This window comes from Cryobacterium flavum (assembly GCF_900103805.1).
In the GTDB taxonomy this organism is placed as follows: Bacteria; Actinomycetota; Actinomycetes; order Actinomycetales; family Microbacteriaceae; genus Cryobacterium; species Cryobacterium flavum.
Genome location: NZ_FNIB01000005.1, coordinates 291,355 through 313,646, shown reverse-complemented (window position 1 = coordinate 313,646; position 22,292 = coordinate 291,355). Strand labels below are relative to the sequence as shown.

General features: G+C 65.8%; 23 protein-coding genes and 3 tRNA genes. 19 read left to right on the top strand and 7 right to left on the bottom strand.

Going from position 1 to position 22,292, the window contains the following annotated elements; translation table 11 throughout:
- Positions 1-54: 54 nt before the first annotated feature.
- Entirely contained in the window at positions 55-918 is an 864-nt protein-coding gene (locus BLS91_RS09560) for a DUF4190 domain-containing protein (protein ID WP_134505324.1), read from the top strand.
- Positions 919-965: 47 nt separating this feature from the next.
- On the opposite strand, the gene BLS91_RS09555 is transcribed toward BLS91_RS09560, so the two are convergent.
- Both BLS91_RS09555 and BLS91_RS09550 read right to left on the bottom strand, forming a co-directional pair.
- Positions 966-2,408: a sensor histidine kinase gene (locus BLS91_RS09555; protein ID WP_241983157.1), complete on the bottom strand. Its 1,443-nt coding sequence runs from the start codon at positions 2,406-2,408 to the stop codon at positions 966-968.
- Between the two features lie 11 nt (positions 2,409-2,419).
- Positions 2,420-3,115: a response regulator transcription factor gene (locus BLS91_RS09550; protein WP_092340473.1), complete on the bottom strand. Its 696-nt coding sequence runs from the start codon at positions 3,113-3,115 to the stop codon at positions 2,420-2,422.
- A gap of 121 nt (positions 3,116-3,236) precedes the next feature.
- Here BLS91_RS09550 and BLS91_RS09545 point away from each other — a divergent pair, with 121 nt between their 5' ends.
- Genes BLS91_RS09545 through BLS91_RS09530 form a run of 4 tightly spaced genes read left to right on the top strand, consistent with a single transcriptional unit; the run spans position 3,237 to position 6,534 of the window.
- Positions 3,237-3,683 carry a hypothetical protein gene (locus BLS91_RS09545; protein WP_134505325.1) on the top strand — a complete coding sequence of 149 codons (447 nt, stop codon included), beginning with the start codon at positions 3,237-3,239 and terminating at the stop codon, positions 3,681-3,683.
- Positions 3,670-4,053 (top strand): hypothetical protein, encoded by a 384-nt coding sequence (locus tag BLS91_RS09540; protein WP_139165817.1) that lies wholly within the window; start codon positions 3,670-3,672, stop codon positions 4,051-4,053. Before BLS91_RS09545 ends, BLS91_RS09540 begins: the two co-directional genes overlap by 14 nt.
- A 1-nt stretch (position 4,054) precedes the next feature.
- Positions 4,055-5,020, top strand: coding sequence for an FAD:protein FMN transferase (locus BLS91_RS09535; protein WP_139165816.1), 966 nt, complete (start codon positions 4,055-4,057; stop codon positions 5,018-5,020).
- On the top strand, positions 5,017-6,534 hold the full coding sequence (locus tag BLS91_RS09530; RefSeq protein WP_092340469.1) for a 2Fe-2S iron-sulfur cluster-binding protein: 1,518 nt from the start codon (positions 5,017-5,019) through the stop codon (positions 6,532-6,534). The genes BLS91_RS09535 and BLS91_RS09530 overlap by 4 nt, the downstream gene beginning before the upstream one ends.
- A 77-nt stretch (positions 6,535-6,611) precedes the next feature.
- On the opposite strand, the gene BLS91_RS09525 is transcribed toward BLS91_RS09530, so the two are convergent.
- On the bottom strand, positions 6,612-7,844 hold the full coding sequence (locus BLS91_RS09525; RefSeq protein ID WP_233197254.1) for an isochorismate synthase: 1,233 nt from the start codon (positions 7,842-7,844) through the stop codon (positions 6,612-6,614).
- 94 nt (positions 7,845-7,938) lie between these two features.
- Between BLS91_RS09525 and ubiE the strand changes: the two genes are divergently transcribed.
- Genes ubiE through BLS91_RS09510 form a run of 3 tightly spaced genes read left to right on the top strand, consistent with a single transcriptional unit; the run spans position 7,939 to position 11,179 of the window.
- Positions 7,939-8,649 carry a bifunctional demethylmenaquinone methyltransferase/2-methoxy-6-polyprenyl-1,4-benzoquinol methylase UbiE gene (gene ubiE / locus BLS91_RS09520; protein ID WP_092340468.1) on the top strand — a complete coding sequence of 237 codons (711 nt, stop codon included), beginning with the start codon at positions 7,939-7,941 and terminating at the stop codon, positions 8,647-8,649.
- 29 nt (positions 8,650-8,678) lie between these two features.
- Complete coding sequence (locus BLS91_RS09515; RefSeq protein ID WP_233197255.1) at positions 8,679-9,749, top strand: polyprenyl synthetase family protein; 1,071 nt, start codon at positions 8,679-8,681, stop codon at positions 9,747-9,749.
- Between the two features lie 47 nt (positions 9,750-9,796).
- Positions 9,797-11,179 carry an FAD-dependent oxidoreductase gene (locus BLS91_RS09510; RefSeq protein ID WP_092340466.1) on the top strand — a complete coding sequence of 461 codons (1,383 nt, stop codon included), beginning with the start codon at positions 9,797-9,799 and terminating at the stop codon, positions 11,177-11,179.
- A gap of 206 nt (positions 11,180-11,385) precedes the next feature.
- Here the strand turns inward: BLS91_RS09510 and BLS91_RS09505 are convergent, their stop codons facing one another.
- Positions 11,386-11,874 carry a YajQ family cyclic di-GMP-binding protein gene (locus BLS91_RS09505; protein ID WP_092340465.1) on the bottom strand — a complete coding sequence of 163 codons (489 nt, stop codon included), beginning with the start codon at positions 11,872-11,874 and terminating at the stop codon, positions 11,386-11,388.
- Between the two features lie 208 nt (positions 11,875-12,082).
- On the opposite strand from BLS91_RS09505, the gene BLS91_RS09500 reads away from it, so the two are divergent.
- From BLS91_RS09500 to BLS91_RS20960, 7 genes are all read left to right on the top strand, one after another.
- The gene (locus BLS91_RS09500) at positions 12,083-12,616 is read left to right on the top strand and encodes a hypothetical protein (protein ID WP_134505326.1); all 534 of its coding nucleotides are present in this window, start codon (positions 12,083-12,085) and stop codon (positions 12,614-12,616) included.
- Complete coding sequence (locus tag BLS91_RS09495) at positions 12,613-13,296, top strand: efflux RND transporter periplasmic adaptor subunit (protein ID WP_092340463.1); 684 nt, start codon at positions 12,613-12,615, stop codon at positions 13,294-13,296. Before BLS91_RS09500 ends, BLS91_RS09495 begins: the two co-directional genes overlap by 4 nt.
- Positions 13,289-13,624: an ABC transporter ATP-binding protein gene (locus BLS91_RS09490; RefSeq protein WP_092340462.1), complete on the top strand. Its 336-nt coding sequence runs from the start codon at positions 13,289-13,291 to the stop codon at positions 13,622-13,624. The genes BLS91_RS09495 and BLS91_RS09490 overlap by 8 nt, the downstream gene beginning before the upstream one ends.
- 6 nt (positions 13,625-13,630) lie before the next feature.
- Positions 13,631-14,557 carry an FtsX-like permease family protein gene (locus BLS91_RS21310; protein ID WP_338061563.1) on the top strand — a complete coding sequence of 309 codons (927 nt, stop codon included), beginning with the start codon at positions 13,631-13,633 and terminating at the stop codon, positions 14,555-14,557.
- 114 nt (positions 14,558-14,671) lie between these two features.
- A tRNA-Tyr gene (locus BLS91_RS09480) sits at positions 14,672-14,756 on the top strand.
- A gap of 83 nt (positions 14,757-14,839) precedes the next feature.
- Positions 14,840-15,676, top strand: coding sequence for an inositol monophosphatase family protein (locus BLS91_RS09475; RefSeq protein ID WP_092340461.1), 837 nt, complete (start codon positions 14,840-14,842; stop codon positions 15,674-15,676).
- Between the two features lie 182 nt (positions 15,677-15,858).
- Positions 15,859-17,049, top strand: coding sequence for a M23 family metallopeptidase (locus BLS91_RS20960; protein ID WP_159433847.1), 1,191 nt, complete (start codon positions 15,859-15,861; stop codon positions 17,047-17,049).
- Positions 17,050-17,228: 179 nt separating this feature from the next.
- Here BLS91_RS20960 and BLS91_RS09465 read toward each other — a convergent pair whose 3' ends face one another.
- Positions 17,229-18,011, bottom strand: coding sequence for a GTP pyrophosphokinase (locus BLS91_RS09465; protein WP_167552430.1), 783 nt, complete (start codon positions 18,009-18,011; stop codon positions 17,229-17,231).
- A complete protein-coding gene (locus BLS91_RS09460; RefSeq protein ID WP_092340459.1) occupies positions 18,008-19,708 on the bottom strand; it encodes a glycoside hydrolase family 13 protein in 1,701 nt (566 codons plus the stop codon). The genes BLS91_RS09465 and BLS91_RS09460 overlap by 4 nt, the downstream gene beginning before the upstream one ends.
- 128 nt (positions 19,709-19,836) lie before the next feature.
- Here BLS91_RS09460 and BLS91_RS09455 point away from each other — a divergent pair.
- The 3 genes from BLS91_RS09455 to BLS91_RS09445 all read left to right on the top strand — a co-directional run bounded on the left by BLS91_RS09455 (position 19,837) and on the right by BLS91_RS09445 (position 21,118).
- Positions 19,837-19,908: transfer RNA gene (locus BLS91_RS09455), tRNA-Thr, on the top strand.
- 31 nt (positions 19,909-19,939) lie between these two features.
- A tRNA-Met gene (locus BLS91_RS09450) sits at positions 19,940-20,013 on the top strand.
- Between the two features lie 154 nt (positions 20,014-20,167).
- Positions 20,168-21,118 carry an alpha/beta hydrolase gene (locus BLS91_RS09445; RefSeq protein ID WP_158252787.1) on the top strand — a complete coding sequence of 317 codons (951 nt, stop codon included), beginning with the start codon at positions 20,168-20,170 and terminating at the stop codon, positions 21,116-21,118.
- Here BLS91_RS09445 and BLS91_RS09440 read toward each other — a convergent pair.
- Entirely contained in the window at positions 21,072-21,596 is a 525-nt protein-coding gene (locus tag BLS91_RS09440; protein WP_276326799.1) for a DUF4395 domain-containing protein, read from the bottom strand. The two genes, BLS91_RS09445 and BLS91_RS09440, sit on opposite strands and share 47 nt — an antisense overlap.
- Before the next feature lie 327 nt (positions 21,597-21,923).
- Between BLS91_RS09440 and BLS91_RS09435 the strand changes: the two genes are divergently transcribed.
- On the top strand, positions 21,924-22,280 hold the full coding sequence (locus tag BLS91_RS09435; protein WP_092340530.1) for a DUF2834 domain-containing protein: 357 nt from the start codon (positions 21,924-21,926) through the stop codon (positions 22,278-22,280).
- Positions 22,281-22,292: the final 12 nt, after the last annotated feature.

Sequence of the window (22,292 nt, the reverse complement as noted above, 5' to 3'; positions counted from 1 at the left end):
TGCTCAGGCGGCCGCTTGGTACCGTTGAAGACACACGGATGCCGGGAGGCCCAGATGACCGATTCGCCCCAGGGGCCTCCGCAGACCGGCGGCCTCCCTGAGTACGCGCCCGGGCAGACACCCGGACAAACACCACACCCACCGACACGTCGTGGCGGCCTCGCTCTGGCGGCGCTCATCGTGGGCATCAGCGCCTTCGTCATCGGCTGGATTCCGATTCTAGGACTGTTGCTGGGTGTCGCTGGCATCATCCTCGGAATCCTGGCAATGCGCAGGCCGGGCGGCAGATCGTTCGGGCTCGCGGGCCTGATCGGATCTTCCCTGGCCGTGCTGGCCAACGTGCTCGTGACCATTGTGGTCGTGGTCGCGCTGGTGAATTCGGGTATCGGCACGGCTGTGCTCACCGATGCCCAGCCCGTCATCACGCCCTGCTATTCCTTCAACGGGCCGGGCGACTTTCTCAGCAACCAATCCGCTGAGAAGACGGATGCCTGTATCACCACCCTGGAACTCTGGGGTGAACGCGATGCCGACGGCGTCATCCACAAGACCGGCGTGGGCAGCATCCTCGGGAGCGTACTGGTGGAGCCGGTGGCGGTGGCCAGCACCGACGACTGGGTGCCCGGCGGCAGCCTCGACGACATGGTCGAGTTTCTGAATCAGAGCTACTTTCCCCAAGCCGGCGAGGTAACGAGCCTGAAAGAAGCCGTCACCCTCGACGGCGTCGACGCCAACCTCACCCGCATGATCAGCACCGCTGAGAACACCCGCACCGAGGCGTTCCTCACCGTCTTCGCCCCGGACATATACCAGTCAGCCGGGGAGCCGGTGAAGTTCTTCCTGATCTCCTTCGTCATTCCCGAAGACAACGGGGAGGAGATCATCGCCGCCGCCATCGATTCCTGGCGCTGGAAGTAGCCGCGAGAGCGGGTGGGCTGCTGCTTCAGGAACTCCGAGGCAACCGTTCACCCGCTTTCAGGCGCCGGCCGGGCGGCCATGAAGGTGGCGGAGGCGGTGAGTCCGCCCGAACCGCGCGGCGTCAACGTTGCGGTGGCATGGCTCGCTTTGGCCAGCTGCGCAACGATGGCAAGGCCGAGTCCGCTGCCGGTGCTGTCGGAGCGGGCCCGCCAGAACCGGTCGAACGCGCGCGAGCACTCCTCGATGCTCAGGCCGGGACCCTCATCGAGCACCTCGAGCTGCACCGTTTCCGTCAGGGGCGCCGCGTGCGAACGACCGGCGCGGTCCGGCCGCGCAGCGGACTTGTTCTCAGTGACGCGGACGACGATCACACTGTTGCCGGGGCTGACCGAGAGGGCGTTGTCGAGGTAGTTGTCGAGAATCTGTTCCGCGGCGGTGGCCACCGCCGACACGAGCGCAGTGGCCGGGCCGTCGAAGCGAATTGTGACCCCGGATTCCTGGGCGAGCGGATGCCATTGCTCGACCCGTTCACGAGCAATCTCCGCGAGGTCGACGGTCACGAGTGTCGTCGGTTGACCCTCCGTACGGCTGAGCAGCAACAAGCCTTCGACGATGGTGCCGAGCCGGTCGGCTTCTGCTTCGGCGGCGGCCAGACGATCAGATGCCCCCGCCGGGTCGGTAGCCATCAGACTGCCGGCTCGTTCCAACTTGAGGCGCAGGGCGGTGAGCGGCGTGCGCAGCTGGTGCGAGGCATCCGCCGCGAACCGTCGTTGTTCCTGCAGCAGCGTGTCGAGCCGTTCGGCCATCTCGTTGAAGGAGCGTGAGAGCGACCGAACCTCCGGGGCGCCGCTGGTCTCGTCGGCGCGGGCGCTGAGGTCGCCGTTCGAGAGCCGCCCAGTAGCGTCTTTCAGGAGCTTGAGCCGGCGAGTGACTGAGCTGGAGAAGATGTAGCCGACAATGCCGGCGAGGAGCACCGTCGTCAGGGCAACGATGCCGAGCAGCCGCAGCTGATCGTTGACGGCATCGTTGATCACCGGCTCCGGGTAGGTCAACCGCACCGCGCCGAAGACCCGGTCACCGCTGAACACGGGCACGGTGACGTAGAGCAGCTGGAGTTCAAGCGTGTCGGAGTATCGGCTGCCCGACATGATTTGCCCGCCGAGGGCACCCATGATTTCTGGCCGTGAGGCGTAGTCGTTGCCGATGCTGGACTGGTCATCGTCGCTCGTGGCGATTGCCGTTCCGGCCGGGTTCACGATGACTACTCGGGCGCCGCCGGCTCCGCGATAGGTTCGGGCAAGGGTCGCCAGTGCGGCGTCGTCGGCGGTCACTGCCGATTCCAGGGCCTCTTCGCTGCGCCCGGCGAGCACAAACGCGTCGCGCTCGAGCGAGGTGATGATGCGGTCACGTTCAACGCTGCGCAGGTAGTTGCTCAGCGGTACGTCCTGCACGAGCAGCATGAGGAGCGTGACGGAAATGAAGGCCGCCATGAGCCGCCACTTCATCGGTTCGGCTCGGCGAAGGTCGGCTGCTCAAAACGAAATCCGACACCGCGCACGGACTGGATCCACCGGGGATCGCCCAGTTTTTTACGAATGGCTGCAATGTGAGCGTCGAGCGTTTTGGTCGTTCCGTACCAGTTGGTGTCCCAGACGTCATGCAGGATGTCGGCCCGACGCAGCGCGGCCCCGGGCTCATCGGACAGGTAGACGAGCAGATCGAATTCCTTCGCCGTGAGATGCACGGGCTCGTCGGCGAGGAGTACCCGCTGGGCGCGGGTATCGATGACGAGCGGGCCGAAGCGGCGCTCGGTGGCGGGCGGGGCGTCCGTTTCGGGGCTGGCCGTGCGCCTCGACACCGCGCGAATACGAGCGACCAACTCGCGCATGCCAAACGGTTTGACCACATAGTCGTCGGCACCGATTTCGAGTGCGATCACGCGGTCCATTTCATCGTCGCGGGCGCTCACGACGATGATCGGGGTCTGTTCCTTCGAGCGGATGGCGCGGCACACGTCGGTGCCGTCCATATCCGGCAGGCCAAGGTCGAGCAACACGATGTCTGGGCGAAACGTGGCGAGGGCGGCTAGCCCGGCCCCGCCGGTAGCGACGCGCAAGGTCTCGAAGTTGGCGTAGTTGAGTCCGTCGATCAGACCGTCGGCAACGGCGGCGTCATCCTCGATCACTAGAACTCGCATTACCCTAGTCTGGCGGCCCCGCAGGTCGTGGCCCGCTGAGGCCGGTCCGGGTCGGATTTCTTGGACAAACCTTGGATCTTCGCCGGGCCGGCGTTTACCGACGATTTCGTAGTCTCAAACCATGAAATCAAAAATGATCATGGTGCTCTCGGTCATCGGGGTACTCGGAACGGCCGGCGCGGCGATGGCCGTCAACTCGGACACCCTGACCCTTGCGCCCGTCGGGCTGGTCGGCCAGGCGACCACCGTTCTCGAACCGGTTTCCACGCCGACGACTTCGCCGCTGCCTGCGCCCACCGCGGGTCCGATGGCGGAACCCAGCGGGATTCCGTCGCCAGAGGTGCCGGGACCGGCCGGCTCGAATGCCGGGGCGGAACCAGCCGCGGAATCCTCCGGGGAAGCAACGACCCCGTCACCGGCGGCAGTGCCAGCGCCGAGTACACCCGTCGACGCGACGTCGGGCGGATCGGGTGCCACCGGGACCTACGACGACGACGACGACGAGGACGCCGGCGGCTCCTCGGAGTACGACGACGACAGCGATGGGGGCAGCGATGACGATGACTAAGCGTCGTCGGCCGGCCCGTCACGCTCGAAACATCACCGGGGCGGCGAGCGCGCTTGCGCTCGTAGGCATGGTCGCCGGATTTCAGATCAGCGCGGCAGCCAGTGACGCGACGCTCAGCACAGCGGGCACCTCGCCGACCGACGTGGCTACGGTCCTGCCGGCGGTGGCGCCCATCGACCCCGCTTCCGCCGCACCGGCCGTGCCGGCACCCGAGCTGGCGGCTCCGGCAGCACCGATCCAGGCAGCCGCAGCGCCAGCAGCCGCAGCGCCCGTCGTGCCGGCTCCCGCGTCGGCACCTCCCGCGTCGGTACCGGCCCCGGCCCCAGCTCCGGCCCCCGTCGCGGCCTCGTCTGGCGGGTCAGGTGGCTGACGTGGCGCCCGACTCCATCGCCCGCGACGCCGTTCGCGCCGTCTTCACCGGAACGGGAACCTGGCCGGGAGCGCTGTCACGTCGGCAGCCGCTTATGGGCGGGAGCGCAGGAATCACGCTGGTCGGGGCATCCGCTACCCTGCTGGATGCGACCTTCGAGCTCGCCGATTGCGTCGAGCAGCTCTGGAGTCGATTCGTGCCCGACAGCGATATCACGCGGTTGAATTGGTCGGAGGGGCGTCAAATCGAGGTCGACCAGCTAACGGTGCGTCTCATTCGTGCCATGCAATCGGGCGCTGAACTGACCGGCGGCGACTACGATTCCACGCTGTTGCCCGACCTGCTTGAGGCCGGCTATTCAGCGTCGACCGTTGATCCAAGCAGGGTCACCTACGTGCCTTTGACGGCCCGTTCGCCAGGTGACCTGGCCGGTATCCAGATCAATGGAACGACAGTGCGGATGCCGCGCGGCACGACACTGGATGCCGGCGGTATCGGCAAAGGGCTCGCCGCGGACTTGGTCTGCGCGCTGGCGATGAACGAGGGCGCCTGTGGCGCACTCGCCGAGATTGGAGGGGATATTGCGGTCTCCGGACAGGGTGCAGACGGCCAGGCCTGGCGGCTCGGAGTCGAAGACCCTTTTGACCCCGCCGGTTACTGTGCCATCATTCGCCTCGGCACCGGCGCGCTGGCGACATCGAGCCAGCGTAAACGACGCTTCACGACGACAGCCGGCGAGCACCACCATATCCTCGACCCGCGCACCCATGACAGTGCGGCCACGAACATTCAAACAGTGTCGGTGATCGCCGCTACCGGCGCCCGCGCCGAAACCCTCACCAAGCCCGGATTTCTCAGGCCCACCGCCGACTACCTGGCCTGGCTTCCCACGGTCGGCGCGGCCGGCCTTGTCGTCGATCACACGGGTGCCCCCACCGCCTCCGAGAACTGGAACCGGTACCAATGAACGATCCACACCTCTGGTGGTATATCTCCCGCGCGAGCGCCATGATCGCCTGGGCACTCATGACCGCCTCCGTGCTCTGGGGCATCCTGCTGTCCACCCGCGTCATGCGGCGAGTAGACAACCCCGCCTGGCTGCAGGACCTGCACGGGTATCTGGGTGGCTCGTCTCTGGTCATGGTCGGCCTGCACATGGTGTCGCTCATGATCGATTCCTGGCTGTCGTTCACCCCGTCTGAGGTGTTCGTGCCGTTCGCGACGGCGTTCAAACCACTGCCGGTCGCCCTCGGTATCCTCGCCTTCTACCTGCTCGTGGCCGTGCAGGGGTCCTCCCTCATGCTCAAGCGACTGCCGCGAAAGTTCTGGAAGGGCCTGCACTACGCCAGCTATGCAGCCCTGCTGCTCATCTCCTTTCACGCTGGTTTCACCGGAACCGACGTCGGCACGCTCTGGTACAAAATTGTCTCGATCGCACTGATCTCGGTCGCTGCGATCGCCGTAATCCTGCGCATCGTCGCCGGCAAGCGCGGCGGCACACCCCGGCGAACGGATGCCGCCCCCTCCGCGGCCCCGCTGCAATCGACCCTCCGCACCATGGTCGTGGCCAGCGCGACGGCCGTCGCAGACGGTGTCGTCGGCATCCGCTTGGAACTGCCGGACTGGGGTGTTCTGCCCATCTGGCAGCCGGGATCGCACGTCACCCTGCACCTGCCGAACGGCCTGCAGAATCAGTATTCGCTCTGCGGCGACCCCGCAAATCGCCACCACTACGACATTGCAGTTTTGCGCACTGGCAGGTCAGCGGGCGGCAGCGCGTGGATCCACGAAAATCTCGTCCCGGGCATGAGCTTGTCGGTTTCTGGGCCGATGAATCACTTCGAGCTGGAACCGGCCGCTGACTACCTCTTCATCGCCGGAGGAATCGGCATCACGCCGATCAAGGCCATGATCGAGTCGCTTCCGGCCGGGCGCGCCTGGCGGCTCATCTATGCCGGGCGCAGCCGGCAGACCATGGCGTTCGTGGCCGAACTCGAAGCATCGCACCCCGAGCAGGTGATCGTGCACGCGAGTGACGAGAATCTGGGCGGACTCGACCTCGACTCTGTTCTCGGCGGCCCGGCCCTCACCGCCGCGGCTCAGGTCTACTGCTGCGGGCCGGAATCGCTCATGGACGCCGTGGCGGCGCGAGTGTCTGCTGACCGGATGCACCTCGAACGGTTTATTCCCCTCGAGCGGGCGGCCCGGCCGGCCACGCCGATTCAGGTCACCTGCCGCAAGAGCCGCGTGGAATTTACCGTGACCGCCGAGGAGAACCTGCTCGACTCGCTCGAAGCCCATGGCGTGCCCATCCTGGGCTCCTGCCGTAAGGGAATCTGCGGCACCTGTGAGGTGCGCGTGGTCGAGGGAATTCCCGAACATTTGGACTCGATACTCGACGACACCGAGAAGGACGCCCTCGGTGTGATGTACCCCTGCGTCTCGCGCGCGCAGACGCCCGCGCTGGTCTTGAACATCTAGGTTCGCCAAAGCGGGGGGCGCAAATCGCTCGCTTGGGTCGATTCGCGACCCCTCGCGCGGCGGGGGTGGGGCTGGAGTCAGCCGAAGGCCTCCACGATGGGGCGAAACTTCATCTTCGTTTCGGCGAGCTCGCGTTCCGGATCGGAGTCCAGCACGATTCCGCAGCCGGCGTAGGCGGTGATGCCGCCTTCGGGAGCAACCTGGGCGCAGCGCAGGGCGATCGCCCACTCGCCGTCGCCGTCGGCGCCAACCCAGCCAACCGGCCCGGCGTAGCGGCCGCGGTCGAACGGTTCGAGCTCGCGAATGAGATTCAGTGCCTGGTCGGTGGGGGTTCCGGCGACCGCAGCGGTCGGGTGCAACGCCGCGATCAGGTCGAGCGACGTCGACCCGTCGCTCAGGGTGCCCTCGAGATCCGTCGCGAGGTGCCACAAGTTCGGCAGCTTCACGGTGAACGGAATCTCGCTCGTCGCGAGCACCGAGGTGTGCGGGCGCAGCGACTTGAGCACGCTCTGCACGGCGAACTCGTGCTCGTCGCCGTCTTTCGAGGAGGTGGCCAGGGCCAGTGCCGCCTCACGGTCGTCCTCGGCATCCGCTCCGCGGGAGATCGTGCCGGCCAGCACGCGGGCGTTGACCGAACCGTGGTCGGCGCGAATGAGGGTCTCCGGGCTCGACCCGATGAGGCCGTCAACGGCGTAGGTCCAGCAGTCCGGGTACCCGAGGGCGAGTTTGGTGATGGCGCGGCGCAGGTCGGATTCGGCTGGTACCCGCCCGACCAGGTCGCGGGCGAGCACAACCTTATTGACCTGCTGGGCCCGAATGTGCTCAATGCCCGAGCTGACCGCTGCGCGAAAACCGTCGGGGGGCAGCGCTCCGGGCAGCAAGGCGATGCGATACTCGTCGCCGAGCGGATGCAGCGCGAGCGGGTTCTCCGGTGCGCTCTGCCCGGTCGCCCAGATGCGCGTCACCCAGCACTGGCCATCTTCGCGGCCAACGATGATTTCGGGCACGATCAGCACGCTGGTTTGCACAGACGACTCATCGAACGCGAAAGCGCCGAACGCGAGCAGCCCGGTGCCGGTGCGCGCGAGCGGGTCGGTCACGGTGGCCAACCGGGCGACCTGTTTCCAGGCGGCGGCGGCATCCGTCATGCGGGTGGGGCCGGAGAATTCAAGCCTCAGTGCGCAGCCGATGCCGGCCAGACCCTGGTTGCGACGCATCCAGAGCAGGGGCGAGCGGCCATCGAGCAGCAGGATCAGTTGGCGGATATCGGCTATCGGGGAGGTTTCGACCGTCAAGGCCTGCACATTCACTTCTGTAGCCTACGCCCGCGCCACTGCAGCTATGCGAATCCGTGCCCCGGCAACCATGCAGTTTCGCTGGTCGTTCGCATCCTAGAATGATGGGGTGAATAGAGCAGACCTGAACAAACGGCCCGCGCAGGTGGCTGCCATGTTCGACGAGGTCGCCGCCCACTATGACCGCACGAACGCGCTGCTGTCGGTCGGCAACGCGTCGCTCTGGCGCCTCGCGACGACCAAGGCGGTCAGCCCGCAGGCTGGCGAGCGCATTCTCGACATCGCCGCCGGCACCGGAACCTCCAGCGCGGCCCTCGCCCACAGCGGAGCCCACGTCGTCGCCGCCGATTTCTCGGCCGGCATGATTGAGGTCGGCCAGAATCGCCACGCGCACAACCCGAACATCGAGTTCGTGCAGGCCGACGCCACCGCCCTTCCCTTTAAAGACAACGAGTTCGACGCCGTCACCATCTCATTTGGCCTGCGCAACGTGGTCGAACCGAAGAAGGCGCTCGCCGAGTTCTACCGGGTGACCAAGCCCGGCGGTCGCGTTGTCATCTGCGAGTTCTCCACTCCGCCGCTTTCACTCGTGCGCCAGAGCTACTTCGCGTATCTCAATCACGTCATGCCGCGGGTGGTGCGCCTCGCCTCGTCGAACGCCGAAGCCTACGACTACCTCGGCGAGTCGATCGCGGCCTGGCCGACCCAGCCGGTGCTCAGCGGATGGCTGCGCTCGGCCGGATACTCCGCCGTCGCCTACCGCAACCTCACACTCGGCATCGTGGCGCTGCACCGCGGAACCAAGCCCGCGGCATCCTGACCCCGGATCAACTCGATAGGCTAACTTACGTGAAATCCAGAGCCCCCGTGATTCGACGCAGCGCGTCGGTGACCAGCCAGGCGGGCCTCGGCGATCGCATTTTCTCTTCCCCCGCCGACCGCGGCCTGGCCGCGAACATTGATGCCGGTATCGAAAAGGTCGAAGCCGCGCTCATCGACGAGCTGGTCTACGCCAACGAAATTGCCACCGTCACCAGTCGCTACCTGCTGAACGCGGGGGGCAAACGGGTGCGTCCAATGCTCGCGCTGCTCACCGCGCACTTGGGCGATGGCGTTGTGCCCGATGTGATCACGGCGGCGGCGGCCATCGAACTGACCCACCTCGCCTCGCTCTATCACGATGACGTGATGGACGACGCCGACAAACGCCGCGGTGTGCCGAGCGCCCAAACCGTGTGGGGCAATTCCGTCGCCATCCTCACCGGCGACCTGCTGTTCGCCCGCGCCAGCCAGCTGATGGCCCGCCTCGGCGAACGGGCCATCAAACTGCAGGCGACCACCTTTGAGCGCCTCGTGCTCGGCCAGTTTCAGGAGACGGTCGGTCCGCGCCCGGGTGAAGACCCGGTCGAGCACTACATTCAGGTGCTGGCCGGTAAGACCGGTTCGCTCATCGCCGCGGCCGCCCAGGGCGGTGTGGTGTTCTCCAACGCCCCGGCCGAGTACGAGCAGCCGGTCGTGGACTTCGGCGAGAAGATCGGCGTGGCCTTTCAACTCATCGACGACGTGCTCGACCTGTCGCCGCAGCCGCAGGAGACCGGCAAGGTGCCGGGAACGGACCTCCGGGCTGGCGTCGTCACGCTTCCCCTGCTTCGGTTGCGGGAGCGCGCCGTGAGTGATGGGGCATCCGCTGATCTACTGCACCGGCTGGAACGCGACGTCATGGTCGACGGTTCGGCGCAGACGGAGGCCGCCGATAGGGCCATCACCGCGCTGCGCGAGCACGCCGTCACCGCTGAGACCCTCGCCGAAGCACACGGCTGGGCCCGCGACGCGGTCGCCGCCCTGACGCCGTTGCCGAACGGTTCGGTCAAGAAAGCACTCACCCGATTCGCCGAGTCCATCGTCGAGCGCTCCAGCTAGAGCGTGTTGGGGCGTGCCCCGAATGCTCGAGCAGTAAGGAATCTTCCGTGACCAAATTGAGACTGGCCATCGTCGGCGCAGGACCGGCGGGCATCTACGCCGCCGATATTCTGCTCAAGGCCGAACGCAATTTTGAGGTCTCGATCGACCTGTTCGATCACCTGCCGGCGCCGTACGGGCTCGTGCGCTACGGCGTCAGTCCCGACCACCCGCGCATCAAGGGCATCATCACCGCGCTGCGCGGGGTGCTGGACAGCGGCGATATTCGAGTGTTCGGCAACGTGCGGTTCGGGGTGGACGTGACCCTCGACGACCTCAAGAAGCACTACAACGCGGTCATCTTCGCGACCGGCGCTGTACAAGACGCCGACCTGAACATTCCGGGCGCCGCACTTGACGGCTCCTTTGGCGCCGCCGACTTCGTCAGCTGGTTCGACGGTCACCCCGACGTGCCGCGTACCTGGCCGCTCGAGGCGCGCGAAATCGCCGTGATCGGCAATGGCAACGTGGCGCTCGACGTGTCCCGCATGCTCATCAAGCACGCCGACGACCTGTTGCCGACCGAGATTCCTGCGAACGTCTATGACGGACTCAAGGCGTCACCGGTGACCGACGTGCACATTTTTGGGCGCCGCGGGCCGACATCCGTTAAATTCACGCCCCTGGAACTGCGGGAAGTCGGCGAGCTTCGGGACGTCGACATGATCGTCTACGACGAAGACTTCGACTACGACGAGGCCGCGAAAGCCGCCGTTGCGAGCAACAAGCAGGTCTTCGTGATCGACAAGACGCTGAACGTCTGGCGGGCCCGCGAGTCCGGCACGGCCAGCCGCCGCCTGCACCTGCACTTCTTCGCCAAGCCCGTGGAGATCGTCGATGACGGCACCGGCCGGGTCGCGGCTTTTCGGTGGGAACGCACCACAACGGATGCCGCCGGCGGCGTCGTCGGAACGGGTGAAATTCGAGAGATCCCGGTTCAGGCCGTCTACCGGGCGGTCGGCTACTTCGGATCCGAACTGCCCGACGTGCCGTTCGACAAGAAGCGCGGCGTCATTCCCAACCGTGAAGGCCAGGTGCTGCGCCGCGACCCGTCAGCCGGCACCGGCGGATTGTTCAACCAGCAGATGTACGGCGTCTACGCGACCGGGTGGATCAAGCGCGGGCCGGTGGGACTGATCGGCCACACCAAGAGTGACGCCATGGAAACCATCAAGCACCTGATCAACGACCTCGGCAACTGGTGGCGGCCCGAGTCGCCGTCGGAGGAGAGCATCGTTGAGCTGCTCGATGCGCGAGGCGTTCGCTACACGGGCCTCGACGGCTGGCACAACCTGGACCAGCACGAGCTCGCCCTCGGTGAGGCCGTGGGCCGCATCCGCATCAAGGTCGTCGACCGCGACGAGATGGTGGCCGTCTCCCGAGCCGAGTAGTCCGCCCCCTCGGACGGGGCCCAGGCCCCGTCCACGGGCCCAGTTTATAAACTGGGCCCACGGCCATAAGGTGGGCCCGGAGGCCCGCGCGTCTACCCTTCCGGGCCCGCGCGTCTACCTTTCCGGGTCCGGGCTCGGAAACTGGGCCCATGTTCTATCTTGGTCCCGGTTCCCGAAGGTGGGCCCGGTGGCCCGCGGAGCGCCGGCTAGCGGAAGTTCGTGAACTGCAGGGCCACGTCGAGGTCCTTGCCCTTGAGCAGGGCCATCACGGCCTGCAGGTCGTCGCGGCTCTTGGAGCTGACGCGCAGTTCGTCACCCTGAATCTGGCTCTTGACGCCCTTGGGCCCCTCATCGCGAATGATCTTGCTGATCTTCTTCGCATTCTCCTGGTCGATGCCAGCCTTCATTGTCGTCTCGATGCGATACTCCTTGCCGGAGGCGAACGGCTCGCCGGCATCGAGGCTGCGCAGCGAGATGCCGCGCTTGATCAGCTTGGCCTCGAACACCTCGAGGATCGCCTTGACGCGCTCCTCGGTGTTCGCCTTCATGAGCACCTTTTCGCCGCTCATCGCGATTGAGGCCCCCACGTTCTTGAAGTCGTAGCGCTGCGCGACTTCCTTATGCGCCTGGTTGAGGGCGTTGTCGACCTCCATCGGGTCGACCTTGCTGACGATGTCGAACGTTGAATCTGCCATTCCCCCATGGTATCCGACCCGCGAGGGCGCAAAAAGTGCCCGATTGGAGTGCTCAAACGGCCACCCGTCCTCGCCAACGCGTGCGCTTTCGCGTGGCTCATAGGCGATTGATAGGCAGTGGAGGCCTTGGGCATAGGCGTGCTCCTTGGGTTCGCCTTAGCCGCAACGGATACCGCGGCGGTGAATATATATGAGGAGAACGATGAAAATGCGCAGCCGAATCCGACGCATACGAGTCCGCTGGTGGGTGCTGAGCGGAGTCCTCGTGGTCACCCTCGCCGGCGGAGGTACCTGGTGGATCATCGCAGCCCAGGCGACGAGCGCCGTGGCGAGCCCGGTCACCCAGACCGTGGCCGCGAGCCTCGAGACCATGGAACAGAGCGTCTCGGCGACCGGCACCCTCACCCCGACCGTGCAGGGAGAGGTGTCGTTCGCAGCTTCTGGAAACGTCACCGGAGTGAACGTTGTCGCCGGCACGGTCGTCGCGGCCGCTGACGTGCTCGCTGCCGTCGACACCCTCACCGTCGACGCCGACCTGCTCCAGGCGCGCGCCACCCTCGCGAGCGCCGCGGCGAAACTGGCGGACAGCCAGGATTCGAGCGATGGTTCGACGGCCGGCCTGGCCCAGATCCCGGCCAACGCGGCGAGCGTCACGACCGCGCAGAACGGAGTCGACGAGGCCCTGGCCGCACAGAGCGCTGTCACCCTCACCGCTCGGTCGCCGGGCTCGTCACCGTCGTGAACGTCGCCGTGGGCGATGTGGTGTCTGCGGGCAGCAGCAGGAGGAGTTCGACCGGAGCCGCCGCAGCCGGCGGAACAGCAGCCGCCGGAGCCGGCAGCACGACCACCGCCAGCAGCGCCGCGTTCACGATCGTCGGCACCGACGCCTGGACGGTCGACCTCACCGTGGGCGAAGCGGATGTCGCGCTCATCGCGGCGAACGACCAGGTCGAACTCTCCCTCGATGACGGAACCGCCTTCTTCGGCACCGTCTCCGAGATCGGCCTGCTGCCGTCCACCACGACCGGCGTTGCCGCCTACCCGGTGGTCGTCGCCGTCACCGGTACGCCCGAGGGACTCTTCGACGGTGTCGCCGTGACCGCGGCGATCGTGTACGAACGCCGCACCGACGTGCTCACCGTGGCGAGTGCGGCCGTGACCAGCGTGGATGGGGCATCCGTTGTGACCGTGAAAGACGCCGATGGCACTGAGGTGTCCACTCCGGTCACCGTCGGCGCGACGGTCGGCAACCTCACCGAGATCACGGCGGGGCTCGCCGAGGGTGACGAGGTCATTGTCGATACCTTCACCCCCGGCAGCGGCAACGCCGGCACCGACCGCACCGGCGGTTTTCCAGGCGGAGAGATGCCCACCGGCGACTTTCCGGCCGGCCAGATGCCCGGAGGCGCGAACAATGGATAACGCACAAACGGATGCCGCATCCCCAGCGATCGAGTTGCGTAACGCCGGCAAGACCTACCGTTCCGGCAGCATCGAATTCGAAGCGCTCAAGGGCATCGATCTCGCTATCTACGAGGGTGAATACGTCGCCATCATGGGGCCGTCGGGGTCGGGAAAGTCCACGATCATGAACGTGCTCGGCTGCCTCGACACCCTCAGCCGCGGCGAATACCGCCTCGGCGGCACCGACGTGAACGACCTCGACGCGGTGGAACTCGCCGAGATTCGCAACCGCCAGATCGGCTTCGTCTTTCAGGGCTTCAACCTGTTGTCGTCGCTGCCGGCCTGACGCAACGTGGAATTGCCGCTGATCTACGGCGGAGTGCCGCGGCTCAACCTGCACTCGATCACCGACAGCACGGCCGCCGACGTCACCATCAGCAGCCAGGACGCCCTGGTCAGCACCGCCACGGCCGTCTACGAGACCCTCACAATTCTGCTCACCGGCGTTGCCGCGCTGTCGCTGCTGGTCGGCGGCATCGGGGTCATGAACATCATGCTCGTGTCGGTGTCGGAGCGCACCCGCGAGATCGGCCTAAGCAAGGCGCTCGGAGCGCCATGGCTGGCCCCGGTGGCCGCATGGGAGACGCGGCAAATGAGTAAGGCCGGAGGGGAGGAAGTCGCATCCGCTCCGGACGACGCCGTGCTGGCGCCGGCCGCCGGGCCATCGGCCAAGAACCTGCGGGCGACCAGGCAAAAGCGCCGACGCTTGCTGGCCGTGGGAACGGTCGCCGCGCTGCTCGTCGCCTCGGGCGGCGGCGTGGCCTATGCCATGACCCGCTCGCCGGAAGGTGATTTCGGAATTCTCAACGTGTCGACGTCATCCACGCCGTCGTACACGGTACAGATCGCGCTCGAGGGCGCCGACCCGAACCTTCTAAACGGCGCATCGGCCGCAGTCACCGTTGAGGTGGCGAGCCTTAACGAGGTGCTCGCGGTGCCGACCTCGGCCGTGCACGTGGCCGACTCGTCCTACACGGTCGACCTGCTGAAGGACGGCGTATCGACGAGCACGGTGGTGAAGGTCGGTGCCGTCGGCTCCGAGTTGACCGAGATCGCGTCGGGCGTCAACGCCGGAGACGAGGTGATTCTGGCGGATCTAAACGCGGCAATTGCCAGCACCGATACCCAAACCGACAGCGGGCTCAGCGGCCTCGGCGGCGACACGTCGACCGTGACGCGCACCCCGCCGATCGGCGTGGGTGGACCGCCGGCGGGGTAGCGGATGCGCCTCACTGCGGAAGTCGGCACTCGCTGATTTCTCGGTGAGGCGTTTCGTCTTGTATTGTTAACTCCGCGTCTCCGGTCAAGTGATTACACCTGGTCGGGAGCGCCTGGCGAGTTACCCAAGCGGCCAAAGGGATCTGACTGTAAATCAGACGGCGTAGCCTTCGTGAGTTCGAACCTCGCACTCGCCACCAGCACCAGAGCAGTTCACCACTGCAAACAGGCAGGCCTTCGGGTCTGCCTGTTTTGGTTGAGGCGCGGCCTGTAGCGTGAGGGCATGACGCATCCTGCCCCGACCGAGCTGCTCGACCTCGCGCGCACCATCGCTCTCACCGCCGGCGCGCTGGCCCATCGTCGCCGCGTCGAGGGCGTCGAGATCGCCGCCTCGAAGTCGTCGCCCGAAGACATTGTCACCGCGGCCGACCGTGAGGTCGAGCTGCTCATTCAAGGCCTACTCGCCGACGCCCGCCCAAACGACGGGTTCTACGGTGAGGAATCCGACGCGACCGGCGGTACCAGCGGACTCACCTGGGTCGTCGATCCCATCGACGGCACCGTCAACTACCTTTACGCTGTTCCGTTCTACGCCGTCAGCATCGCCGTCGTGCAGGGCGAGCCCGACCCGGCCAGCTGGAACGCCCTCGCCGGCGCGGTCGTCAACCCCGCGCTCGGCGAAGTGTTCACAGCGTCCGCCGGCTCCGGCGCCTGGCTGGGCGATGCGCGCCTGCACGTCAACCATGACGTACCACTGTCGCTCGCGCTGGCCGGCACCGGATTCGGCTACGACGCCAGCCGGCGGGTCTGGCAGGCGAAGGTCGTGGGCGGTCTGATCGGCCAGGTGCGGGACATCCGTCGTATTGGTTCGGCCGCACTCGACCTGTGTTCCGTCGCCTGCGGGCGGCTCGACCTCTATTTTGAACGCGGACTCAACCCGTGGGATCACGCCGCCGGCGCCCTGATCGCCCGCGAGGCGGGGGCCAAAGTTGGCGCTCTGCAAGCGGATGCCGAGGGTCACGACCTGCTCATCGCAGCCGCCCCTGACCTCTACGATCAGTTCGAACCCGTGCTCGCCGGACTCTTCGAACGCTTCCCGTTTGGCGCAAAAGCCCAGTGACATTACGCCCCCTTACCCCCGTTTGGGTGTGATTGGTCACTTTCCTCTGGTATTCTCAGGGTTGCGCGTTACCCTTAATCAATTCGTTATATTTGCATGGCGTCATGTGGCGTTATCCAGAACGAGCACGAGATCCCGTCCGCTACGCCGAAAGCTGCACTTTGTCACGTCACACTCCATCCATGGACACCTCCGTGTCCGGCGAGAGTGACGGCACCGTTTTTCCCCCGGCAGAACCGGCGGCTCTGACACGTCGCGAACTGCGTGAGCGCGAGCGAGTGGCCTTCTCTCGAGTCGCGGAATCGACTGCTGCACCGGTCGACGAAGGTGTCGAAGACGTCGTTCGGCTCAGCCCCGCCGCCGACCTGATCGTCGCCGCCGACCTCGGTGAACCCGACATTGAACCGGCGGTCGTGACCGAAACGGACCGCATCGTCGCGGCAGTGCCGGTCGCCGACGCCGAGCCCACCGACTACGAGAAGCTGCTGGCTCCCGGCGTCACCCAGTCGATTCCGACGGTGATTCCCGCCGCCGGCGACCTGCCGCGCCGCCGCCAGCGTATCGAGCAGAAGCCCGGCGAGACGTTTGCTCCCGCGCGCGACTTCGTTCCCGCTGGCGCGCTGCCGCGCCGCACCCCCCGCGCGCGGCCGCTGGGCGGCACCATGCGCAAGCGTGCGGCCAAGGGCGCATCCATTCTTGCCATGTCTTTCGTGGCGTTGATGGCCGTGGCCACCTCGATTCCGGCTGAGGCGCTGCTCTCGTCGCAGGACGTACAGGCATCCGTTTTGGAAGCCCAGCGCGTTCTGCCGGCTGATGAGGGGCAGAGCATGGACATGGCCGGTGGTGACACCGTCACCGTCGAGCGCGATGGCTACGAGTCGAGCACCATCGCCGAAGTTGCTGCCGCCAGCGGTATCCGCATGGAAGACACCTTCACCAACAACCCGAATGGCACCATCCAGTGGCCCTTCGCCGTGGGCGTGCACATCGGTGACCAGATCGGCTATCGCAACTGCGCCGGCTGCTCAGTGAACCACGGGGGACAGGACTTCAACCCCGGCCTCGGCGCCCCGATCCAGGCCATTGCCGACGGTGTGGTGAGCTACGCCGAAGACGGCGAAGCCAGCCTCGGCGTGCACATGATGATCGACCACATGATCAACGGCGAGCTTGTGACGAGCGTGTACGCGCACATGATTCACGGCTCGATGCTCTTCAAGGAGGGCGATGTGGTCAAGGTCGGTCAGGTCATCGGCAAGACCGGCAGCACCGGCATGTCGACCGGCCCGCACCTGCACTTCGAGATTCGCCAGGGCGGAATCACCGGCACCAAGGTCGACCCTCTCGCCTGGCTCTACGCCAACACGAACTAGCCCAACCGCGGCAGCTCCGCCCCGCGGTCCCGAACGCCGGGCCAGCATAACTCTTGCAATTTGTTGTGCCCGAGAGCTGAAGGCCCGAAAAGACGCGGGAGTTTCTCTGTTCGCCCGCGAATTGCAGGAGTCGTGCCGACACGGCAGGCCGCACCCGGCCGAACCGTGGCGTAGAGGGACTATTCGGGCTGCGTGCGGCCGCGCATGAATGAATCGAGCAGGCCCTTCGGCAGCGGAAACGGCGGCAGGCCGTCGAAGCTGAACAGGTCTGCGTCGCCGGCATCGACGGACTCGAGCGCCACAACCTGGTCGTGCAGCAGCTCCATCTTCACGTCGAGGCGATTGGCGGCATCCGCTGCCTGCCGGAGATCTTCGACGAGGGTATCGGGCACGGTACCGTTGTACTTGTAGAAGATCTTGTGCTCGAGGCTCGCCCAAAAGTCCATGGCAATCGTGCGAATCTGAATCTCCACGGTGACCGGCTGCACGCGATCTGACATGAACACCGGAATCGCCACGATGAGGTGCAGGCTCTGGTAGCCGTTGGCCTTCGGCTCCTGAATGTAGTCCTTCTCCAGCAGCACCGTCACGTCCCGCTGCCCGGCCAGAAGGTCGCGGATGCGATAGGTGTCAGAGATGAAGCTGCAGGTGATGCGAATGCCCGCGATGTCCTGAATGTTGTCGCGAATAGCGTCGAGCTCGAGCGGGTACCCCTTGCGGATCGCCTTCTTGAGAATGCCCTCCGGCGACTTCAGCCTTGAACTGACATGCTCGATCGGACTGTAGTCGTGGATCGAGCTGAACTCCTCCTTCAGAATGTTGATCTTTGTCAGCATCTCGTCGCTCGCGAACTTATACGACATCATGAACCGGGTCAGCTCGAGCTTTAGCTCTCGCATGGCCGCGATCGACGCCAGCGCGTTGCTGCCGGCATCGCTCGAACGGTCGACGGCGTCGGTCATGCCTCTACTGAGCGCAACCAGGCCGTCGCATCGCCCGGCAGGGTGCGGCCGACCAGCTCTTCACTCGAAAGCAGCACGTCACCGGCGGGAAGCTGAACGGATGCCGCGCCGGTGTTGGCTACGACCGTCACGTCGCCGTTGCGGTACGCCGCGACCTCCGGCCCGAAGCCGTCGATCCACTCCACGGTTCCGGAGGCGAGGGAGTGCTCCCGGCGCAGGGTCAGCGCGTGCTTGTACAGCTCGAGGGTAGATCCGGCGACGCCATCTTGCTGGTCGCGAGCCAGGCCAGCCCACTCGGCTGGCTGCGGCAGCCAGCTCTTCGCGCCGGTGCTGAAGCCGAACGATTCGCTGGCGGCTTCCCACGGAATCGGCACGCGGCATCCGTCTCGTCCGTAACGCTCGCCGTTGGTGCGAAACCAGGTGGGGTCTTCGCGGGCGTGGTCGGGCAGGTCGACGGCCTCGGGCAGGCCGAGTTCCTCGCCCTGATACAGGTAGCTCGAGCCCGGCAGCGACAGCATTAAAGCGGATGCCGCCCGCGCGCGTCGAAGCCCCAGCGCCGTGTCGGGCAGGCCCACCGTTTTCGGGCCGATGCCATGCCCCTGCAGGTTCTCGCCGGTGAGGGCGAGCCGGGAGGCGTGGCGCACGACGTCGTGGTTGGAGAGCACCCAGGTGCTCGGAGCTCCCACGTTACCGAAGGCTTCAAGTGACTCGTCGATGACGCTCTTGAGCTGCGCGGCGTTCCACGGGGTTTCAAGATAGGCGAAGTTGAAGGCCTGGTGCATCTCGTCTGGCCGAACCCACTTGGCCATCTGGCTGAGCGGGTCTACCCAGGCTTCGGCCGCGAGAACCCGGTCGCCCGGGTAGGCAGCGAGCACTTTGTGCCAGTCACGATAGATCTCGTGCACGCCATCCTGCGCCCAGTACGGCGCGGTCAGCGGCGTCTCGGCGGTGATGCCGGGTTCCAAAGCGGATGCCGGCGCCCCGCCCATGCTGCCGCCCTCGGCGGGAGGCGTGTAATCGGGGAGGCCGGGAGCCTTGATCATGCCGTGCGCAACATCCACTCGAAAGCCGTCGACGCCGCGGTCGAGCCAGAAGCGCAGCACGGCGCGGAACTGTTCGCGCACCCACTCGCTGTCCCAGTCGAAGTCGGGCTGGCTGCTGTCGAACAAGTGCAGGTACCACTGGCCGGGGGTGCCATCTGAATCGGTCGTTCGGGTCCAGGCCAGGCCGCCGAAGACGGACTCCCAGTTGTTCGGGGGTAGCTCCCCGTTCTCGCCCTTTCCGTCACGGAAGGTGTAGCGGGCGCGTTCGTCGCTGCCGGGGCCAGCGGCGAGGGCGGCCTGAAACCAACCGTGAGCGCTGGATGAGTGGTTGGGCACGATGTCGACGATGACGCGGATGCCGAGATCGTGCGCGGTGCGTTGCAGTACCTCGAAGTCGTCGAGGGTGCCGAACAGAGGGTCGACGTCGCAATAGTCAGAGACGTCGTAGCCGGCGTCGCGTTGCGGAGAGGTATAGAAAGGAGAAAGCCAGATGGCATCGATGCCGAGGTCTTTCAGTTGCGGCAGTCGTGCGCTAATGCCGGCGAGGTCACCCATTCCGTCACCGTTCGCGTCGGCGAACGATCGCGGGTAGATCTGATAGATAACGGCTGTGCGCCACCATTCGGTGCCATGGGTCAGTTCGGTGCCAGTCATCCTAAAATGCTACGGCATCGCTGCTGGACGCCTGTAGCGTGGTGGAAGTGGTCTGGACCTCGCCGTCGGGGTGATAAAGTTTCTAGGTTGCCAAAAACGCGGCAGTGCTACTGTCTTTTGGTTGCTCTGCCCCCTTAGCTCATTGGTAGAGCACTTCCTTGGTAAGGAAGAGGTAGTGGGTCCGATTCCCACAGGGGGCTCAGGCTTGGAAGCGAACAGCCGACAAGTCGCGGCGGGGTAGCTCAGTTGGTTAGAGCACACGGCTCATAATCGTGGTGTCGCGGGTTCAATTCCCGCTCCCGCTACACGGTATTCACTAAATTCGCCCCGGACTTCTGCGGAAGTCCGGGGCGAATTTCGTTATCTTCCACCGATTGCCCCCGCCGACCCGGGGGAATGACCTGAACGCTGGATTCGGCCAAGCGGATGCCGCCAGCGACGCACTCGAGCGGATGCCGCATGCTGGCCGCGCTAGGGTTCACGAATGGGGAATCGTCTGTCGTCGCTGGGTGCGGCATCCGTTCGGGCGTCGAGAGCGTGACGTCACTCGACCTGGCTGTCGATTCTGTGGACAAAATAATCGAGGGCCCCCACGGCTCGATACCGGTGCGCTGGTACTCGCCGCCCGTCGGCACTGCATCAGTCGAATCTGCAACGATCGTGTGGATTCACGGTGGAGGATTTTTCAAGGGCAGCCTCGACCAGCCGGAGTCGGATGACGTTGCGCGAACACTGGCCGCAGCGGGATTCACCGTCGTCACCGTTGCCTACCGGCTCGCGAGGATCTCGACGTGGCGTCGGTCTGCGAGCGGGCTTGTGTGGGCCCCGGGCCTCCACTATCCCGTGCCGGTCGACGATGTCGTGGCCGCGGTGCGGGAGGTGCAGCGCGATTCACCCAACGGAGTCATTCTGGGCGGTGCCAGCGCCGGTGCCTGTCTGTCGGCTGCTGCAGTACTCCGGCTGGCGGACGGCGGTGCTGATGCTCTCGTCGGCGCGTTCTTCGCGTACGGCTTCTTTCACGCGGCGCTGCCGAAACGGTCCCGCCAATTGCGCGGCCGCCTCCGCGGTCGGCGTCGCTTCGGGCACGCGCCGATGCTGCTGAACCTGATGAATCTCCACTACGCCGGCACGAGAACCGCGCTGGCACAACCACACGCATTTGCCGGCGGCCATCCGCTCCAGGGTTTTCCGCCGACGCTCATGGTCGACGCCGATCGCGACTCCATGCGTTCCTCCGGTGATCAGTTCGCCCAGGAGCTGTCAGCGGCCGGGGTGGCGCTGGATTACAACGTGCTGCCCGGCACCTTTCACGCGTTTCTCAACCGTCCGTATGAGTTGAGTTTTAGCGACGGTATGCGCCTGATCATCGACTGGGCTGTGCAGGCGGGGTTGAGTCGTCGGGCAGGTTGAGTTGGGCGGTGAGCGCCTGGCGGAGCTTGTCCGCCCGCGTGGGTGGAACGTAGTTGCAGGTGTCTCCCGGGCAGAGTTCTGGCTTCTTCGTCGCGAAGATTCGGTAGAGGGAGCAGCCGACACAGATTCCGAAGGCTGTCTCGAGAAATAGGATGCTGAGGCAAATGCCGCAGAGCATGAGCGTAACGGTGCCGCTGACGCCGAAAAAGCCCATCACCATGCAGGAGGTGAAGGCCATGCCTAGCCCGAGCTGCCAGGCGAGTTTCTTCTGGTCGGCACCGACCCATTCCGGGTGCTGTCGGCGCACCACCAGCCCGCCCAGGAGCAGACTCGGTGTGTAACGTGCGCTGACGAATAGCCGAAGCATCATGTCCACCAGGAAGAGAAACGCGAACGCCCGCAGCGGTGCAAAGTTGCCGGTCAGGGCGTCCCGAAACGTCCTCCTGGGGAAGCTGCGCGGGCGGCTCGACGGCCGCACCCCGGGGCGTTTGGTCCTGTGATGATCGAAGTTCGACGACTGCACAAACTCGCGGACCGAATTCTGCGCGAGTGAATCGTTCGTCGATCGGGCAATGATTGTCAGCGCACGCAAGAGCGATGCCGCTCACAGGACTGACTCTTCGCGCGCTCGGCGCTGCGGCGCCCCTGGCGCGAAATCGCCGGTTCGCCGGCTCCAGGCTCGGGAATTGTTCGTGCCCCCGGAGTTAATGGACGCGTACATCGACACGAGCGTGCGAGTCTCTAGAGCGACACTGCTGGCTGCTGTCGGAGACAATATGCGATGACCGGCGAGCATAATGTCGGCATGACCAAACACTGGACCCCGCTCGCTTTCGTCTACCTGGCGCTGAGCCTCGCCGGGCTCGCCGGAACCTGGAGCTACAACGTGATCGCGATAATTCAGCTGCGCGACTTAGTCGGCGACTGGGTGAACAGTGGGCCGGCGGTGTCGTCACTCACGGTCGACCTGCTCATCGCCGCGGTGGCTGGCAGCATCCTGATCATCGTTGAGGCGCGACGCCTCGGCATGAAGCGGGGCTGGCTCTACGTCGTTCTCTCGGGTCTAACGGCCTTCGCCTTCACCTTTCCGCTGTTCCTCGCGATGCGCGAGCGCACCCTGGCGGCGGCGCGTACGCCAGCGGCGCGACCGCCCTTGACCTGACCGCTCAAGCCC

Bases quoted from the DNA above. Each gene is read 5' to 3' on its own strand.
- BLS91_RS09475 (WP_092340461.1), top strand. From the start codon at position 14,840: ATGACGCATCCTGCCCCGACCGAGCTGCTCGACCTCGCGCGCACCATC.
- BLS91_RS09500 (WP_134505326.1), top strand. From the start codon at position 12,083: ATGCGCAGCCGAATCCGACGCATACGAGTCCGCTGGTGGGTGCTGAGC.
- BLS91_RS09545 (WP_134505325.1), top strand. From the start codon at position 3,237: ATGAAATCAAAAATGATCATGGTGCTCTCGGTCATCGGGGTACTCGGA.
- BLS91_RS09555 (WP_241983157.1), bottom strand. From the start codon at position 2,408: ATGGCGGCCTTCATTTCCGTCACGCTCCTCATGCTGCTCGTGCAGGAC.
- BLS91_RS09460 (WP_092340459.1), bottom strand. From the start codon at position 19,708: ATGACTGGCACCGAACTGACCCATGGCACCGAATGGTGGCGCACAGCC.
- BLS91_RS09505 (WP_092340465.1), bottom strand. From the start codon at position 11,874: ATGGCAGATTCAACGTTCGACATCGTCAGCAAGGTCGACCCGATGGAG.
- BLS91_RS09490 (WP_092340462.1), top strand. From the start codon at position 13,289: ATGGATAACGCACAAACGGATGCCGCATCCCCAGCGATCGAGTTGCGT.
- BLS91_RS09465 (WP_167552430.1), bottom strand. From the start codon at position 18,011: ATGACCGACGCCGTCGACCGTTCGAGCGATGCCGGCAGCAACGCGCTG.
- BLS91_RS09435 (WP_092340530.1), top strand. From the start codon at position 21,924: ATGACCAAACACTGGACCCCGCTCGCTTTCGTCTACCTGGCGCTGAGC.
- BLS91_RS09530 (WP_092340469.1), top strand. From the start codon at position 5,017: ATGAACGATCCACACCTCTGGTGGTATATCTCCCGCGCGAGCGCCATG.
- BLS91_RS09560 (WP_134505324.1), top strand. From the start codon at position 55: ATGACCGATTCGCCCCAGGGGCCTCCGCAGACCGGCGGCCTCCCTGAG.
- BLS91_RS09540 (WP_139165817.1), top strand. From the start codon at position 3,670: ATGACGATGACTAAGCGTCGTCGGCCGGCCCGTCACGCTCGAAACATC.
- BLS91_RS20960 (WP_159433847.1), top strand. From the start codon at position 15,859: ATGGACACCTCCGTGTCCGGCGAGAGTGACGGCACCGTTTTTCCCCCG.
- BLS91_RS09550 (WP_092340473.1), bottom strand. From the start codon at position 3,115: ATGCGAGTTCTAGTGATCGAGGATGACGCCGCCGTTGCCGACGGTCTG.
- BLS91_RS09445 (WP_158252787.1), top strand. From the start codon at position 20,168: ATGCTGGCCGCGCTAGGGTTCACGAATGGGGAATCGTCTGTCGTCGCT.